The sequence below is a fragment of the Desulfotignum phosphitoxidans DSM 13687 genome, assembly GCF_000350545.1.
Classification (GTDB): domain Bacteria; phylum Desulfobacterota; class Desulfobacteria; order Desulfobacterales; family Desulfobacteraceae; genus Desulfotignum; species Desulfotignum phosphitoxidans.
Genome location: NZ_APJX01000009.1, coordinates 83,834 through 98,473 on the forward strand (window position 1 = coordinate 83,834; position 14,640 = coordinate 98,473).

The window sequence follows — 14,640 nt, forward strand, 5'->3', positions numbered from 1 at the left end:
CGGTAAGATGCCTTGGAGAAACCAGTTATGCCCCTTGTTTCAGGCAGGCAGACATGTCGATGACAATTTTGGATCAGATCAAAAAGATGATCCTTCCCAGAGTATCTGCCAAAGAAAAATCGCTTTACCAGCGACTCAACATTGTCTTTGGTTTCTTTTTTCTGATCCCCACCTTTGGACTCCTGTATTTTTTAATCACCTATGACCTTTTGAACGATCAGTATGTTCCCCTTTTCTTTGGGGCATTTCTGATCTGCTCTCTGGCCGGATTTGTGACCCTGCGGGTGTTATTTGAAAAAATATCCAAATTGTCGAACCATCTCACCCGGTCCCTTGAAAAAGATTTCACAAGCAACGGTATCCGCAAGGGAACCGATGAAGTGGCCAATATTTCCAAAAGTATCGATTTGTTTGAAAAAAGGCTGCAAACCACGTTTTCCCAGCTGGAAAGAAAAGTGTCCGACATCAGCATCCTCAAAGAACTGTCTGATTTATGCTATGTCACCTTTGATCCGGAAGAACTGCTGTACATCACCCTTGAACGGGGATTGAAAATCACCCATGCAGATATCGGCTCTGTTCTGATTTTAAAAAACCTGCCGGAAAAGCACTTCGTCATCAAGGCCCGGATCGGCCAGGAAGACAAATTGAACATCGGCGATACCGTGGACTTTCACACCAGCGTGGCCAAATACGCGGTCATCAACAAGGCCCCGTTTGTGGTGGAAGATATTGAAAAAGACTCCCGTTTAGGACGGATCAACAAAGCCCAGTATGCGTCCAAATCCTTTGTGTGCCTGCCCATTAAAACCATCCGGGATATCATCGGTGTAATGACCATTTCCCGGAAAAAAACCGCGGATATTTTTACCCTTGAAGATGTGGAAGCGTTGATTCCTCTGGTCTCCAATGCAGCGTTCACTTATGAAAATCTCCGGCTGCTCAAAGACCTGGAAAAAGCGGATCAGAAAGAAAAACACCTGTCCTGGCTGATTTCCACCACCAACTCCAGCATGAAGGATATTGAACTCTATCAGAGCCTGTTAAAAGACACGATTCGCATGATTCCTTTCTGCGGTACTGTGCTTTTGCTAAAGGATCCGGACATGCCGGACCAGGTGCAGGTGATCGATTTTTATTCCAAAAAAAACAACCTGCTTAAGCGGGGAGAACGCTTTTCATACAAAGGGAGCCTGCTGGAATCCATGTTCATCCAGGTGGATACCACCGTGGTGGGGGATCTGTCTGCCATGACCATGGACACGCCGTTGGAACAGGCACTGCTTTTGTCTCATGGCGGGAATGCCGCCGTGATCCATCCGTTGGTCAATTCCGGAAATATGACCGGATGTTTTATCTTTATTCATGAAAACAAAACCGATGCGCTGAATTATCAGAACCAGACCCATCTGGTCACCCATATATTTGCCCTGGCCATGGAAAAAAGCAGCCTCTTCAAATCCGCGCAGCAGCGGGCCAGTGAACTGTCCACCATCAAACAGATCGGCAGTGTTCTGGCCTCGTCCACGTTTGATATCGAACAGGTGCTTTTTTATACCATGGACATGATCCGTGTGGCCATGCAGGTGGAAGCGGGATCTTTACTGCTGATTGAAGACAATGTCCTGAAATTGAAAACCGCGTTCAACGTGGACATGGAAAAACTGAGCGACTTTTCCATTCAACTAGGCCAGAGCATTGCCGGGCAGGTGGCCGCCAAAGGGGACAGTATCATCGACAACCATGTTCAGGATTCCAGGCTGTTTTTTTCCGCCATTGCCAAAGCCAGCGGTTTTGTCACCCGGTCGGTGTTGTGCGTGCCCATGATATCCCAGGGCCGGGTCATCGGGGTCATCGAGGTACTCAACAAAACAAGCGGTCATTTTGGGGCCGAAGATCAGCAGCTGCTTCAATCCATCGCTTCTTCAGTGTCCATTGCCATTGAAAACTCCCGTCTTTACAAGGAAACCCTGTCCATTGCCGATCAGGAAAGGGCCATTCGGCAGATTTTTCAAAAATTCGTGCCCAAGGCCATTGTGGACAAGATCGTTCATGGAGATGTCCAATCCCAGTCATTGATGGAAGAATTCAAAACCGTGACCCTGCTCAATGTGGATTTAAGAAATTTTTCCCGAATGGCGGCCACGATCGGACCCCAGAAAACCGTGTCTGCATTGAATTCATTTTTTTCCACCATGGGGGAAATCGTTTTCGCCCATCAGGGGATTGTGGACAAATACCTGGGGGATGGGTTTCTGGCCCTTTTCGGTGCACCGTTGTCCACCATTTCCGACGCAGACAACGCAGTTACCGCTGCCATTGAAATGAAGCAGGCATTAACCGGTCTCAATGCCGATCTCAAAGAAAAAATGGACCTTTCCGTGCATATCGGCATCAGTATTCACACCGGAGAAGTAGTGGTGGGTAATATCGGATTTGACAAAAAAATGGATTATACCGTCATCGGCGATGCCGTCAACTCCGTGTTCAATATTCAGGATCTGACCAGGCATTTGCCGGACTCCATTTTGATCAGCGAAAAAACCATCAAGTCGTTACGTCACCCTGTCAAAGTCAATGAAATAAAAATCCCCGATGAAAATACCAAAGTCGAAGGACTCAAAGTATTTGAACTGCTTTCCCAAACCCGACCGGAGCACGATCATTCACCATGACCCTTGCACTCATCCCCCTGCTCCCCTTATTGGGGGCGTTTATCCCCTGTTTATTTCAGAATCGTCATCTCAATGCCGCTTCCGCCGGCCTTATCGCAGGCATCTCCCTGATACTGCTTCTGCTCCAGATCCCTTTTGTTTTCACGGGAGACATGCCTGTTTACACCCGGGACTGGATCCCTGCCTTGGGATTTAGCTTTGCCTTCCGGGTCAGCGGGTTCGGATTTTTGTTCGCCCTGCTGGTGCTGGGCATCGGGCTGCTCATCATCCTTTACGCGCGCTATTACATTGCCAAAGAAGACCCCATGGGACGGTTCTACACCTACCTGCTTTTTTTCATGGGCTCCATGCTGGGCATCGTGCTGTCGGAAAATCTGATTCTGCTGATGGTGTTCTGGGAGTTGACCAGCATCAGCTCTTTTCTGCTTATCGGTTTCTGGCGCCACCGGGCCGATGCCCGCCAGGGGGCGTTCATGGCCCTGGTGATCACGGGCGGGGGCGGGTTTGCCATGCTGGCCGGCTTCCTTTTGCTGGGACACATGGTGGGCAGTTTTGAGCTCACAGACATTCTGGCGGCCAAACAGATCATCCAGGCCCATCCATTGTATCCCATCACCCTGATTCTGATTCTGGTGGGTGCGTTCACCAAATCGGCCCAGTTTCCCTTCCAGTTCTGGCTGCCCCATGCCATGGCCGCCCCCACACCCGTGAGCGCCTTTCTGCACTCCGCCACCATGGTCAAAGCCGGGGTATTTCTGCTGGCCCTGATGGTACCGGTGCTGGGAGGCACCCCACTGTGGTTTTATCTGGTCACGCTCACCGGCCTGATCACCCTGGTGTTTGCCGCCTACATGGCCCTGTTCAAGGATGATCTCAAGGGGCTGCTGGCCTATTCCACGGTGAGCCATCTGGGGCTGATCACCCTGCTGCTGGGCCTTGGCACCCCGCTGGCGGTATTTGCCGCCGTGTTCCACATTTTCAACCACGCCGCATTCAAGGCCGGGCTGTTCCTGCTGGCCGGCATCATTGACCATGAAACCGGGACCCGGGATATCCAGCGGTTGTCCGGACTGAAAACGGCCATGCCGGTGACGGCCGGCCTGACCTTGATCGGGTGCGGTGCCATGGCAGGGGTTCCCCTGTTCAACGGATTTTTAAGCAAGGAGATGTTTCTGGCCGAGACCTTGGGGCCCGGCCTGACAGGTGCCATGGGCTGGATCGTACCGCTGGGATCCACCCTGGCCGCCGTGTTTGCCGTGGCCTATTCCATCCGCATGCTGCTTGGCGTGTTCTGGGGAAAGCCGGCAGAAGACCTGCCCAGATCCCCCCATGAACCGCCCATGGGCATGACGCTGTCACCGGGGTTTCTCATGGCCATGTGTGTTCTGGTGGGCATTTTTCCGGCCTTTTTTGCCGGTCCCCTGGTCAATGCCGGGGCCGGGGCCATCCTGGGCCCGGACATGCCGGCCTTTCACATGGCTGTGTGGCATGGATTCAACATGGCCCTGGTCTTGAGCATGGTCGCTTTGGCAGGGGGAGTGGTGTTTTACCTGCAACGGCACAGATTGTTTGACGTCCATGTGTGGTGTTCCCGATACCTGGACGGCAAAACCCTGTTTGAATCCCTTGTTTCCGGGATGGTTCAGGCTGGAAACCGTGCTATCCGGTTCCTGGAAAACGGGTCATTGCAGCGCTATCTGTTTGTGCTCATCAGTGTCACCCTGGTCCTGGGAGTCGTACCGTTTGCCGTTTCCAGAACCCCGCTTCTGGGACCGGTTGCCGCAACCCCGGTGGATCCGGTCACCCTGGTCATGGGGCTGATTCTGATCATCGGGGCCGTGGCCACGGTCAAGACCCACCGGAACCGGATTCTGTCCATCATCATGCTGAGCACGGTGGGTCTGGTGGTGGCCCTGGCGTTCACCCGGTTTTCAGCACCCGATCTGGCGTTGACCCAGATATCGGTGGAGGTGGTGACCATTATCCTGCTGATGATGGCCCTGCACCTGCTTCCCACCACCACACCAAAGGAATCTTCAAAAGCCAGGAAAAGGCGGGACGGCCTCCTGGCGGTGCTGGCCGGCGGTGGTGCGGCCGCCATGGCCATGGCCATTCTCACCCGTCCCTATGACACCATCTCTGATTTCTTTCTGGCACACAGTGTTCCCGGCGGCGGGGGCACCAATGTGGTGAACGTGATTCTGGTGGATTTCAGGGGGTTTGATACCCTGGGGGAGATCACGGTACTGGCCATCGCCGGCCTGATCATTTACGCACTCCTGCATCAATTTGAACGCCACGCCCCGGTGACCGATGACATGGGCCGGCCCTGGACCCGGGACCGGTTTCCCATGATCCTGGTCAATATCACCCGGCCCCTCCTGCCGCTGGCTTTGCTGTTTTCCGCCTATATTTTTCTGCGGGGCCACAATGATCCCGGCGGCGGATTCATCGCCGGGCTGATCACCGCCACGGTCCTGACCCTGCAGTACATTGCCAGCGGCATTGTCTGGACCCGGCCCCGGTTTCATTTTGACAACCACGTGATCATGGCCCTGGGGCTGATACTGGCCCTGGCAACCGGCCTGACCAGCTGGGCACTTAATTACCCATTCCTGACCAGCACCTATGAATATGTCAAGCTGCCGCTGATCGGCAAATTTGAGATTGCCAGCGCCATGGCCTTTGATATGGGGGTATATCTGGTGGTGGTGGGGTCGGTGATGCTGACACTGGTCAAACTGGGGTCCATCAATTCCGAGGATGCCCGGACCGTCTCTTTCTCAGCCCATATGGATGAAACCCTGGAAAATAAAACCATTGAAAAGGAGATCCATTGATGGAATGGCTGGTATCGGCATGTTTCGGGGTCATGATCGCCTGCGGGGTCTATCTCGTGCTGCGGGCGCGCACCTTTCCCGTGATTCTGGGCCTGACCCTGATGGGTTACGCCGTCAACCTGTTTCTGTTTCTCACCGGCCGCCTGCACACCAACCTGCCGGACATTATTTCCCCCAACCAGACCCGGTACGCAGACCCTCTTCCCCAGGCCCTGGTTTTGACCGCCATTGTCATCGGTTTTGCCATGATCGCGTTTCTGGTGGTGCTCTCTTTGCGTGCATTAGGAGAACTTGACACCGACCATGTCGACGGACAGCAGGAGAACCCCCCCGCATGATAAATCATCTGATTGTCAGTCCCCTGCTGCTGCCCCTGCTGATGGGGACCGTGATTATCCTGAACGCCAACCAGCCCGTTGCCCGGCAGCGCATCCTGGGCCTTTCTTCCTGCCTGGCGGTCCTGGTCATGACCGGTATCCTGCTTTTTCAAAGTGCTGAAGGACCCATTCAGACCTATGTGCTGGGAGACTGGCCCACCCCCTTCGGCATTGTGATGGTCCTGGACCGGCTCAGCGCCATGATGCTGTTTATTACCGCTCTGCTGGCCCTGCTTTGCCTGGCTCATGCGGCCCCGGGGACCGACCGGGAGGGGAAGAATTTCCATGCCCTGTTTCAATTCCAGCTGCTGGGGATCAACGGGGCCTTTCTCACGGGTGACATCTTCAACCTGTTTGTATTTTTCGAGATCATGCTGCTGTCCTCCTACGGCCTGGTGCTGCATGGGGGCGGGGGTCTCCGGACCCGGGCCGGCATGCATTATGTCATTCTCAACCTGGTGGGCTCCAGCATCTTTCTGGTGGGAGTGGGGATTCTCTATGCCCTTCTTGGGACCCTGAACATGGCGGACCTGGCGGTGCGCATGGCCGCAGCCCCGGCTGAAAACGCGGCCCTGCTCCAGGCGGCCGGCCTGATTCTGTTTGCTGTGTTTGCGTTGAAAGCGGCCCTGCTGCCCCTGTGTTTCTGGCTGCCGGATGCCTATGGTTTCACCAGCGCCCCCGTGGCGGCCCTGTTTGCCGTCATGACCAAGGTGGGGGTGTATGTGATTCTGCGGGTATACTGCCTGATCTTCAGTGAATTTGCCGGGGTCGGGGCCGGCCTTTTAAGCGCCTGGCTTCTGCCCGCTGCCCTGATCACCCTGGCGGCCGGGGCTGCCGGCGTGGCAGGCAGCCGGGATCTGCGGCGGATCACCGCTTATCTGGTTATTGTGTCCGTGGGCACGCTTTTGGCCGTGATCGGCACCTTTCAAAGAGAGGCCATTGCCGCCGCCATTGTGTACCTGCCCCATACCACGTTCATGACCGCGGCCATGTTTCTGGTGGCGGACCTGATCCGGCGGCAGCGGCCGGATGCCGGATCAGAACTGATCCCGGACCGGCCCGTGGGCCAGCCCACCCTCCTGGGACTGCTGTTTCTCACCGCTGCCGTGGCCATCGGCGGCCTGCCGCCTTTGAGTGGGTTTTTCGCCAAGGTGATGATGCTCATGACGGTCCAGGGCAATAACGCTGCGCCCTGGATCTGGGCACTGGTTCTGGGGAGCGGGCTGTTGGCCCTGGTGGCTCTGGGACGGGCCGGTATCATTATCTTCTGGAAACTGTTGCCAAAGGATGAACCCGGGACGGGCCGGGGAACCTCCCATGACCCTGTCCCTGTCTATGCGCCGGCAGATGTGTTCCCGGCCGCTGTTTTGCTTTGCATCAGCCCGCTGCTGGTTATTTTCGGCGGGGGGATCACTGAGTTTGCCTTTGCCGCTGCCGACCATGTCATCAACCCGGTTCACTATATCGAGGCGGTACTGGGACCGGACCGGTCGCTTCCGCTGCTCTATCCTTTCGGAGGTGAATAATGCCCGCATACCGAAAATCCCCCATTCCTGGCAACCGGTGGCTGCCCCATCCATTGATGACCCTGGTGCTGGTCATTATCTGGCTGTTTCTGGTGAATACCATTACCTTTGGTCATCTGCTGCTGGGCACGCTGCTGGGCATTGCCATTCCCTGGTTCACCAACCGGTTCTGGCCGGAACGGCCGAAGATTGCAAAACCTTTCCTGCTGTTCCGGTTTTTCTTCATCACCTTTGTGACCGATGTGATTGTCGCCAATATCACGGTGGTGCGTCTGTTTCTTTTGCCCGACATTTCGAGGCTGCGGCCCCGGTTCATTGAAATTCCTCTGGACACACAGGACCCCATGGTGATCACCATCCTGGCCAGCGTGATATCCCTGACCCCTGGCACCGTGTCCGCGGAAGTGAGTGAAGACCGCCAAACCCTGATTGTCCACGGCCTGGACGTGGCCGATGAAGCGCTTGCGGTGCAGACCATTAAAACCCGTTATGAAGCCCCTTTAAAGGAGATATTTTCATGCTGAGTATTGCCATCCCCGTCGCCTTTGCCCTGCTGACGGCGGCCCAGCTGCTGAACCTGTACCGGCTGCTCAAAGGCCCCACCCTTCTGGACCGGATACTGGCTTTGGACACCATGTATATCGACGCCATTGCCATGTTTATCCTGATGGGCGTATTTTTTCATTCCGCCGTCTATTTTGAGGCGGCCCTGATCATTGCGGTCATGGGATTTATCGGCACCGTGGCCACCAGCAAATTTCTCATGCGGGGCGATATCCTTGAATAACAGGAAAAACAAAAGGAATTTCCAATGACATTTGTGATTGAACTGCTGGTGTCATTTTTCCTGGTCATGGGAGCGTTTTTTGCCATGGCCGGATCCATTGGCTCCTTTCGCCTGCCCGACTTTTTTTCCCGGCTCCACGGTCCCACCAAATCCACGACCCTGGGGGTGGGGGCCATGGCCATAGCTTCTGCCATCTATTTTTCTTTCCATGGGGAGGGCATCAGCTTTCACGAGGTGCTGATCACATTGTTCTTGTTCATCACGGCGCCGGTGAGCGCCCATTTTCTGGCCAAGGCCGCCCTGCACCAGGGCCTTCATCGTAAAGAGTCCAGTCCGGAAACCAGCCGGAAATCAACAGACCGCTGAAAAAAGCCGCCCTGGATCCTCAATTAATATTTGCCGGGGATCTGCGGATATCCGGCCGGTTCTGTATAAAATTTTGCTAGTCGATATTGGTCACACCCACCTCTTCAAAGGTTTTGATGTCCGCCAGAATCCGGGTGGACAGATCCAGCAGTTCCATGCACACGGCCGCACCCGTGCCCTCCCCCAGACGGAAATTCAGATCGATGAGCGGTGACAGCCCCAGCCGGTCGTGCATATATTTATGACCGATCTCCACTGACTGGTGACTCACAAACAGATAATTTTTTGCCGCCGGAGCCAGCTCGCAGGCGATCAAAGCCCCGGCCGTGGAGATCAATCCGTCACAGATCACCGGGATGCCGCGGGATGCCGCCCCCAGAACCAGACCGGCCAGGGCCCCGATCTCCAGACCGCCCACCTTGGACAAAATATCCAACGGATCTTTGGGATCCGGCATATGCAGATCCAGCCCTTTTTGAATCACGGCAATCTTGTTGGCCAGAGCCGCATCATCGATGCCCGTGCCCCGGCCCGTGAGTTTTTCCACGGGCAGGCCGGAGAATGCGGCAATCACCGCAGTGGACGGTGTGGTATTTCCGATGCCCATATCCCCGGTTCCCAGCAGGTCCACAGGCGATTCCGCTTCCAGCTCTGCGACGATCTCGATGCCGGCTTCGATGGAACGGATGGCTTCGTTCCGCGTCATGGCCGGTTCTTTGGTGAAATTGGCGGTGCCGTGGCGTACTTTTTTGTGGAAAATGGGCAATGCCGGATCAAAATCATAGTTGACCCCGATATCCGCGGCCTTGACCTCAGCCCCGGCATGTTTGGCAATCACATTCACGGATGCCCCGCCCCCGGCAAAATTGAGCACCATCTGAGGCGTGACTTCCGCCGGAAACAGACTGACTCCTTCTTCCACCACACCATGATCCCCGGCACAGGTGACAATACGCTTATGGGTCAGCCTGACGTCAAGGGTCCCTTTGATGGCGGCCAGACGGGCGGAGATATCTTCCATGACGCCTAAACTTCCCGGGGGTTTGGCCTGATTGCGCAGCCGGTCTTTGGCCGCTGCCAGGGCGGCCGGGTCCAGTTCTTTCCGAATTTCTGAAATCGTGGTTTCAAGTAATGACATAGATTACCTCTTCTCTTTGATATCGGTTTCAAATAGTTCCATGCCTTTTTTCATGGCACAGAAATCCCCGCACATGGTGCAGGTCTGTTTTTCTTCCGGTGCCCGGGCTGAACGCACGGCCTCAGCGATGTCCGGGAACAGGAGGTGCCGGGACAGATCCTCCCAGCGCATGTCCCTTCTGGCCAGGGCCGCCTGTTTTTCCGTGTCCCGCCGGTCCGGATACTTAGCCAGATCCCCGATACGCACGGCCAGGCGGGTGGCTCTCACCCCTTCTCTGACATCATGAACATCCGGCAGTGCCAGGTGTTCGGCCGGGGTGATGTAGCACACCAGGTCGGCCCCGAACCGGGCCGAACTGGCCGCGCCGATGGCCGCAGAAATATGGTCGTATCCGGCACCCGTGTCGCAGGGGATGGGTCCCAGCACATAATAGGGCGCGTTACCGGACATGCGTTTTTCCAGCATGATGTTGCCTTCAATCTCATCTAAAGGCACATGGCCCGGGCCTTCCACCATGGTCTGGCACCCCATTTCCCGTCCGATCTCCGCCAGTTCGCAGTTGATGATCATCTCTGCCATCTGGGCCCGGTCATGGCTGTCGTGAATCGCTCCGGCCCGGATCCCGTTGCCCAAAGACAGCACGGCATCATATTTTTTCATCAGACGGCACACCCGGTCGAACTGTTCATACAGCGGGTTTTCCCTTTGATTGATATCCATCCAGGCCACCATGAACGTCCCGCCTTTGGAGGCCAGGCCGCCGTAGCGGAACCCCTGTTTTCTCAAGCGGTCGATGGCATACTGGTTGATGCCGCAGTGAATGGCCATGAAACTCAATCCGTCGGCCAGCTGCTGCTCCATGAGATCAAACAGATACTCCGGGTCCAGTTTTGCCGGATTTCTGTGTTTTTGGATGGTTTCCTTGAACGCCTGGTACAGCGGCACATTGCCCACGGGCAGGTTTGTGCTGTCCAGAACGGTCCGCCGGATTTTGTCCATGTCACCGGCAGCGGACAGCTCCATAAGGGTGTCGGCGCATTCTTCTTCTGCGGCCCGGGCCTTTTCCACCTCCAGACCGATGTCGCAGATATCCGACGAGGTGCCGATGGAGGCATTGACTTTGGTGCGCAGGCCCGTGCCGATGCCGACGGTTTTCTGATATTTTCTGTTGGGATTGCAGGGGATGACGATCTCCCCTTTTGCCACATGATCCAGGATAAAGGTCTCATCCAGACCTTCCTGCCCGGCAATGGCCTTCATTTCAGACGTAAGAATGCCCTGACGGGCAGATTCCAGCTGAGTGATCATAGTATCCTCGCTATGATTTGCCTGTAAAACACAAAAAGGGTTTCACAGGACATTAAATTCCTGCAAAACCCTTTGCCATCGGGTTTTACACACATGGTATTCCGGCACGTCTTCTGACTTTCGGCATTAAACCTGTTTTTTCCTGCCTTCCCGCTGACGCAGTGGCGTGTTGAAAAAACAGATATTTCCGATTACAGCGGCGGGACCGTCACGGAATTTCACCGTGTTCCGTTTGCCCGAATACACACATTCTGTTCCGGGTTTATACTGGTTTCGTATAATCCCGTCAAGAAAGATTTTCAACGCTGGCAGCAGCCTGCACAAATACAGATCAGCCCCGTGCAGGCGAATCTCCAGCTTGACCCACTTTTACATTTCATCCCCTCACATAATTTTTTGTGTAATCATGCCAAAACTGCTCCAATGCCGGACATTTGAGTGGGTTGCCTGCCGGAAATCGATGGTTTCGGCTGGACTTCCGGGGGCAATTGTGAAATATAATGTTGCAGCTTTTTATGGATACCTTGAGTATCATTGAGGTTTGTGAGAATCAAGGCTAGTGCAGCAATTCTCGGTGAAGGTCTAAAATTCCCAGAAAAATGTCAATCCACCAAAATTCAGTCCGATGTCAGCTGAGAATTAGGATTTTTCAGCCCAAATCGCAGGCATTTATGTATCAGGTTTGTGGAAAATGTCAAGAAAACCGGATAGAAGCCAATAGAGATCCATTGACCTGAAACGGCCTTGATGAATCAGAATCATTTGTTGACCGGGCGAAGCAAATTTTCATGGAGCACGAATATCGGTTGGTGGGGAGATCACAAAACCAAGCAGTGATTCCCAATTTTCGAATATTATGACCCGGATTGTACAACGCAACTGGTTCCAGAATTCTTTTTTTGCACTGAATTTGGCCCTGGCTATTTGGTACAAAGGGTCTTTGAGTTCAATGATTTGATGCATAAAAAAAGCCAGCAGGGTAAACAGGAAAAAACTTGAATGATAAGTTCTTTTTTCCATGGCCATAGTTGTGCTCAGCATGATAACCAAGATTTTTCAGGGTATTGAAATTTTCGTTTTCAATTTTCCATTTTGCCCGACCTGCCTTGACAAGCTTTTTCACATTGTTGCCAGTGACCCGGATATCAGTGACCCAGCTGTTTTTATAGGTGATTTTATCTCCATCCCGGATGATGCTGTATTCAAAAAAATTGACCAGCGGTGCTGATTTGTTTCCATTCAACCTGATATCATTGATCCATTCATATCTATGAATGGCGCCCTCGTTATCCTGCCACTCCAAAAGGTGAGCCTGGTCCAGATCCTCTTTTTCTATGAGTTGATCGAATAAAACCTTATGGCTGCTGGGCTTTGCTATCAGAATATATGACATTTTGTTTTGATTGAGAGCCTCAATAAACGGCTGCCTTGAATACAGATCATCGGCTGTAATCACGATCTCCAGTTTTGGATGCTCTTGTCGAATCCGGTTTAAAAAGCGCTTGCCGGCGTTGATCTCACAATCCTGTTTTTTTGAACCATCACTGTTTTTGATTGGTTCCGGTGCCAACGGGACCACCTGTTTTTTTTCTGGATGCACAATAGACGCGCCCAAAACTTTATGGGAGTAATTAATGGTTCCATTTTTGTAACCCTTTGTTAAACATGAGGGGCAGTTGATAGTATCTGAACTGAAATACTGTGTACCATCAATGGGCAGGAGATACCCCTCATCCAGAAATTGAAAAGGTTGCAACTGATTTCCCCGTTGCAGCAGTCGGAAAAAATCGTTGAAAATTGGAAGCAGCTTTTGAGAAGGTATGGCATCAATGATGTCTCTTAATTGGTTGTCTTTGGGAATCGTTTCAACTTGAAACAACGTCTGCAGATTATTCATTTGCGTCTGTTCCTGCAGACGTCTTTGAAATTCGAGCATTGAAGCATCTTGAAAATACATCATGGCAAGGGTGCTCAGACAGGCATCATGCATGGAATGCTTGATTTTTCCAACCTGCCGCATCTCAATCTCAGCGATTTCATTGACGCGGGCTGAGACCGACTTTCTGAGGTTTGAAAAACCAAGTTTTGTTCCAGTATTCAAGCTGATAGCTCCCAAGTATTGTGCATTTGGATAAAGCTATCATAAAATGATAAAAAAGTCTAGTTTATATTTTCAATTATTTCAATTAGTTATAAAATATTTAAATTTCCCGTCAAGGAGATTACGGCTTTGTGATGCCTCAGGCAATGCCAGTGAGATTGGAAAAAATATTACGAAGTAAAAAAAATATCTGATGCATGAAAAGCCGATTTTACAGCATTTTTAGGTTCACCGAGAATTGCTGAGGCTAGTGGCAAGATGGTTGATATTTTACAATTGGAAAAAAAATTCAATCGAATATGACAGTAATACTGGAGGCATGGCATGAGCACTGCGGTTGAAATTACAGAACCAAGATTGACTAACATAGAAATAACAGACAGTGAGATAACGGCCTTTCTTTCTGACGGTCGAAGAATAAGTGTTCCATTGGCCTGGTCTTGGAGGTTGTCGGACGCAACTCCGAAACAGCGTCAAAATTACGAAATAATCGGCACTGGGCAAGGTATTCACTGGCCTGACATTGATGAGGATATAAGTATTGAAGGAATGCTTTTTGGTATCCCCGCACGACGTCCTCAACTTTTATCTGCTTAATGAACCAGGTTATCAACTGTTCCAACCTGAAGGTTTTCTCCGCGGTACTCCTAAAACTGCGGGTTAAAATGGCGTTACCAATTTTCCCTGCTACAGATGGCCTATGTACTGGACAGCAAAGGTCCGATCACCATCCCCTTTACAGATAAAAATGGTGTCACCTTGAAGTACCGGTCAGATCCCATTGATCTCGGGGACAAAGACATGAGAACTTCTTGGAAAATCAAAGCGCTTCAGCCCGGTCGTGGTTGCTGCCATGCAGAAAAAAGACGTCCCGGGTGTGATCAGCCGGTATGTGATTGTCCTGGGCCAAAACAATTGACAAGCGGGCATTTCATTGATATGGATTTCATGATAGCGAAACTATGGTTGAGATTTCAGGGAGTTAAGACCACCAAGATAGTTGAGTTTTGACAATTAAAAACAATGCAGATCTGTTTTTGTTTGTACCATTTCAAAAAATGAAAAGAGATCAGATATAAAGATGATAAACAGTTTGATAATCTTTTTGAGAAGATATACTGATCCACACATGAACTTATTATGAAAATTTGAAATGAACAAAAACCACCTGCCCGTCTCATCTGTGCGATCATCGAACAGGGCGGCTGTATATTGGCGGTATAGCGGAGCCACGCAATGTCCATACCTTTGAAGTGGGAGTTTCCCGGCGGCGAAATCAAACCAGGCGAAACCTCGGAACACTGCTGTTGCCGGGAAATTGCCGGGGAACTGGCCGTCCAGGTGCCCGTGTACCATACCCTGGTTCAAGGGACCCATGCGTATCCGGATTTTACCATCACCCTGCGGGAGCATGCGGCCGTGGTTTGGAAAGCTGGAAGCTGAGGAACAGCCGTCCCGATATGCGGAAGTTGTGTCACTGTATCAGAACCCGGTACAAGGCTGACAAAAGTTACCGCCTCCC

The 14,640-nt window shown here is 52.5% G+C and carries 12 protein-coding genes and 1 riboswitch; of the genes, 9 read left to right on the forward strand and 3 right to left on the reverse strand.

Translation table 11 applies throughout. The features are described from left to right. The first annotated feature begins 59 nt into the window (after positions 1-59). Genes DPO_RS17860 through DPO_RS17890 form a run of 7 tightly spaced genes read left to right on the forward strand, consistent with a single transcriptional unit; the run spans position 60 to position 8,571 of the window. Positions 60-2,675: a GAF domain-containing protein gene (locus DPO_RS17860; protein WP_040012048.1), complete on the forward strand. Its 2,616-nt coding sequence runs from the start codon at positions 60-62 to the stop codon at positions 2,673-2,675. Continuing rightward, on the forward strand, positions 2,672-5,515 hold the full coding sequence (locus DPO_RS17865; protein ID WP_006967684.1) for a monovalent cation/H+ antiporter subunit A: 2,844 nt from the start codon (positions 2,672-2,674) through the stop codon (positions 5,513-5,515). The genes DPO_RS17860 and DPO_RS17865 overlap by 4 nt, the downstream gene beginning before the upstream one ends. Further along, a complete protein-coding gene (locus DPO_RS17870) occupies positions 5,515-5,853 on the forward strand; it encodes a Na+/H+ antiporter subunit C (RefSeq protein WP_006967685.1) in 339 nt (112 codons plus the stop codon). The genes DPO_RS17865 and DPO_RS17870 overlap by 1 nt, the downstream gene beginning before the upstream one ends. Continuing rightward, positions 5,850-7,418, forward strand: a complete 1,569-nt coding sequence (locus DPO_RS17875; protein WP_006967686.1) for a monovalent cation/H+ antiporter subunit D — start codon at positions 5,850-5,852, stop codon at positions 7,416-7,418. Before DPO_RS17870 ends, DPO_RS17875 begins: the two co-directional genes overlap by 4 nt. Further along, entirely contained in the window at positions 7,418-7,942 is a 525-nt protein-coding gene (locus tag DPO_RS17880) for a Na+/H+ antiporter subunit E (RefSeq protein WP_006967687.1), read from the forward strand. Before DPO_RS17875 ends, DPO_RS17880 begins: the two co-directional genes overlap by 1 nt. Next, the gene (locus tag DPO_RS17885) at positions 7,936-8,205 is read left to right on the forward strand and encodes a K+/H+ antiporter subunit F (RefSeq protein WP_006967688.1); all 270 of its coding nucleotides are present in this window, start codon (positions 7,936-7,938) and stop codon (positions 8,203-8,205) included. Before DPO_RS17880 ends, DPO_RS17885 begins: the two co-directional genes overlap by 7 nt. Positions 8,206-8,229: 24 nt before the next feature. Next, entirely contained in the window at positions 8,230-8,571 is a 342-nt protein-coding gene (locus tag DPO_RS17890) for a Na+/H+ antiporter subunit G (RefSeq protein WP_006967689.1), read from the forward strand. 76 nt (positions 8,572-8,647) lie between these two features. Here DPO_RS17890 and cobT read toward each other — a convergent pair whose 3' ends face one another. The 3 genes from cobT to DPO_RS17905 all read right to left on the reverse strand — a co-directional run bounded on the left by cobT (position 8,648) and on the right by DPO_RS17905 (position 13,118). Continuing rightward, positions 8,648-9,709, reverse strand: a complete 1,062-nt coding sequence (gene cobT, locus DPO_RS17895; RefSeq protein ID WP_006967690.1) for a nicotinate-nucleotide--dimethylbenzimidazole phosphoribosyltransferase — start codon at positions 9,707-9,709, stop codon at positions 8,648-8,650. 3 nt (positions 9,710-9,712) lie between these two features. Beyond that, entirely contained in the window at positions 9,713-11,017 is a 1,305-nt protein-coding gene (gene thiC, locus DPO_RS17900; RefSeq protein ID WP_006967691.1) for a phosphomethylpyrimidine synthase ThiC, read from the reverse strand. Positions 11,018-11,103: 86 nt separating this feature from the next. Next, positions 11,104-11,293: riboswitch (cobalamin riboswitch) on the reverse strand. A 670-nt stretch (positions 11,294-11,963) separates the two neighbouring features. After that, positions 11,964-13,118 (reverse strand): hypothetical protein, encoded by a 1,155-nt coding sequence (locus DPO_RS17905; RefSeq protein WP_006967692.1) that lies wholly within the window; start codon positions 13,116-13,118, stop codon positions 11,964-11,966. A 324-nt stretch (positions 13,119-13,442) separates the two neighbouring features. On the opposite strand from DPO_RS17905, the gene DPO_RS17910 reads away from it, so the two are divergent. Both DPO_RS17910 and DPO_RS17920 read left to right on the forward strand, forming a co-directional pair. Beyond that, complete coding sequence (locus tag DPO_RS17910) at positions 13,443-13,715, forward strand: DUF2442 domain-containing protein (RefSeq protein WP_006967693.1); 273 nt, start codon at positions 13,443-13,445, stop codon at positions 13,713-13,715. Positions 13,716-14,354: 639 nt separating this feature from the next. Beyond that, positions 14,355-14,561 carry an NUDIX domain-containing protein gene (locus DPO_RS17920; protein WP_006967694.1) on the forward strand — a complete coding sequence of 69 codons (207 nt, stop codon included), beginning with the start codon at positions 14,355-14,357 and terminating at the stop codon, positions 14,559-14,561. Positions 14,562-14,640 lie beyond the last annotated feature (79 nt).

Excerpts from the sequence above, each read along its gene's own strand:
- DPO_RS17860 (WP_040012048.1), top strand. The coding sequence starts at position 60 with ATGACAATTTTGGATCAGATCAAAAAGATGATCCTTCCCAGAGTATCT.
- DPO_RS17880 (WP_006967687.1), top strand. The coding sequence starts at position 7,418 with ATGCCCGCATACCGAAAATCCCCCATTCCTGGCAACCGGTGGCTGCCC.
- DPO_RS17875 (WP_006967686.1), top strand. The coding sequence starts at position 5,850 with ATGATAAATCATCTGATTGTCAGTCCCCTGCTGCTGCCCCTGCTGATG.
- cobT (WP_006967690.1), bottom strand. The coding sequence starts at position 9,709 with ATGTCATTACTTGAAACCACGATTTCAGAAATTCGGAAAGAACTGGAC.
- thiC (WP_006967691.1), bottom strand. The coding sequence starts at position 11,017 with ATGATCACTCAGCTGGAATCTGCCCGTCAGGGCATTCTTACGTCTGAA.
- DPO_RS17885 (WP_006967688.1), top strand. The coding sequence starts at position 7,936 with ATGCTGAGTATTGCCATCCCCGTCGCCTTTGCCCTGCTGACGGCGGCC.
- DPO_RS17890 (WP_006967689.1), top strand. The coding sequence starts at position 8,230 with ATGACATTTGTGATTGAACTGCTGGTGTCATTTTTCCTGGTCATGGGA.
- DPO_RS17865 (WP_006967684.1), top strand. The coding sequence starts at position 2,672 with ATGACCCTTGCACTCATCCCCCTGCTCCCCTTATTGGGGGCGTTTATC.
- DPO_RS17920 (WP_006967694.1), top strand. The coding sequence starts at position 14,355 with ATGTCCATACCTTTGAAGTGGGAGTTTCCCGGCGGCGAAATCAAACCA.
- DPO_RS17870 (WP_006967685.1), top strand. The coding sequence starts at position 5,515 with ATGGAATGGCTGGTATCGGCATGTTTCGGGGTCATGATCGCCTGCGGG.
- DPO_RS17910 (WP_006967693.1), top strand. The coding sequence starts at position 13,443 with ATGAGCACTGCGGTTGAAATTACAGAACCAAGATTGACTAACATAGAA.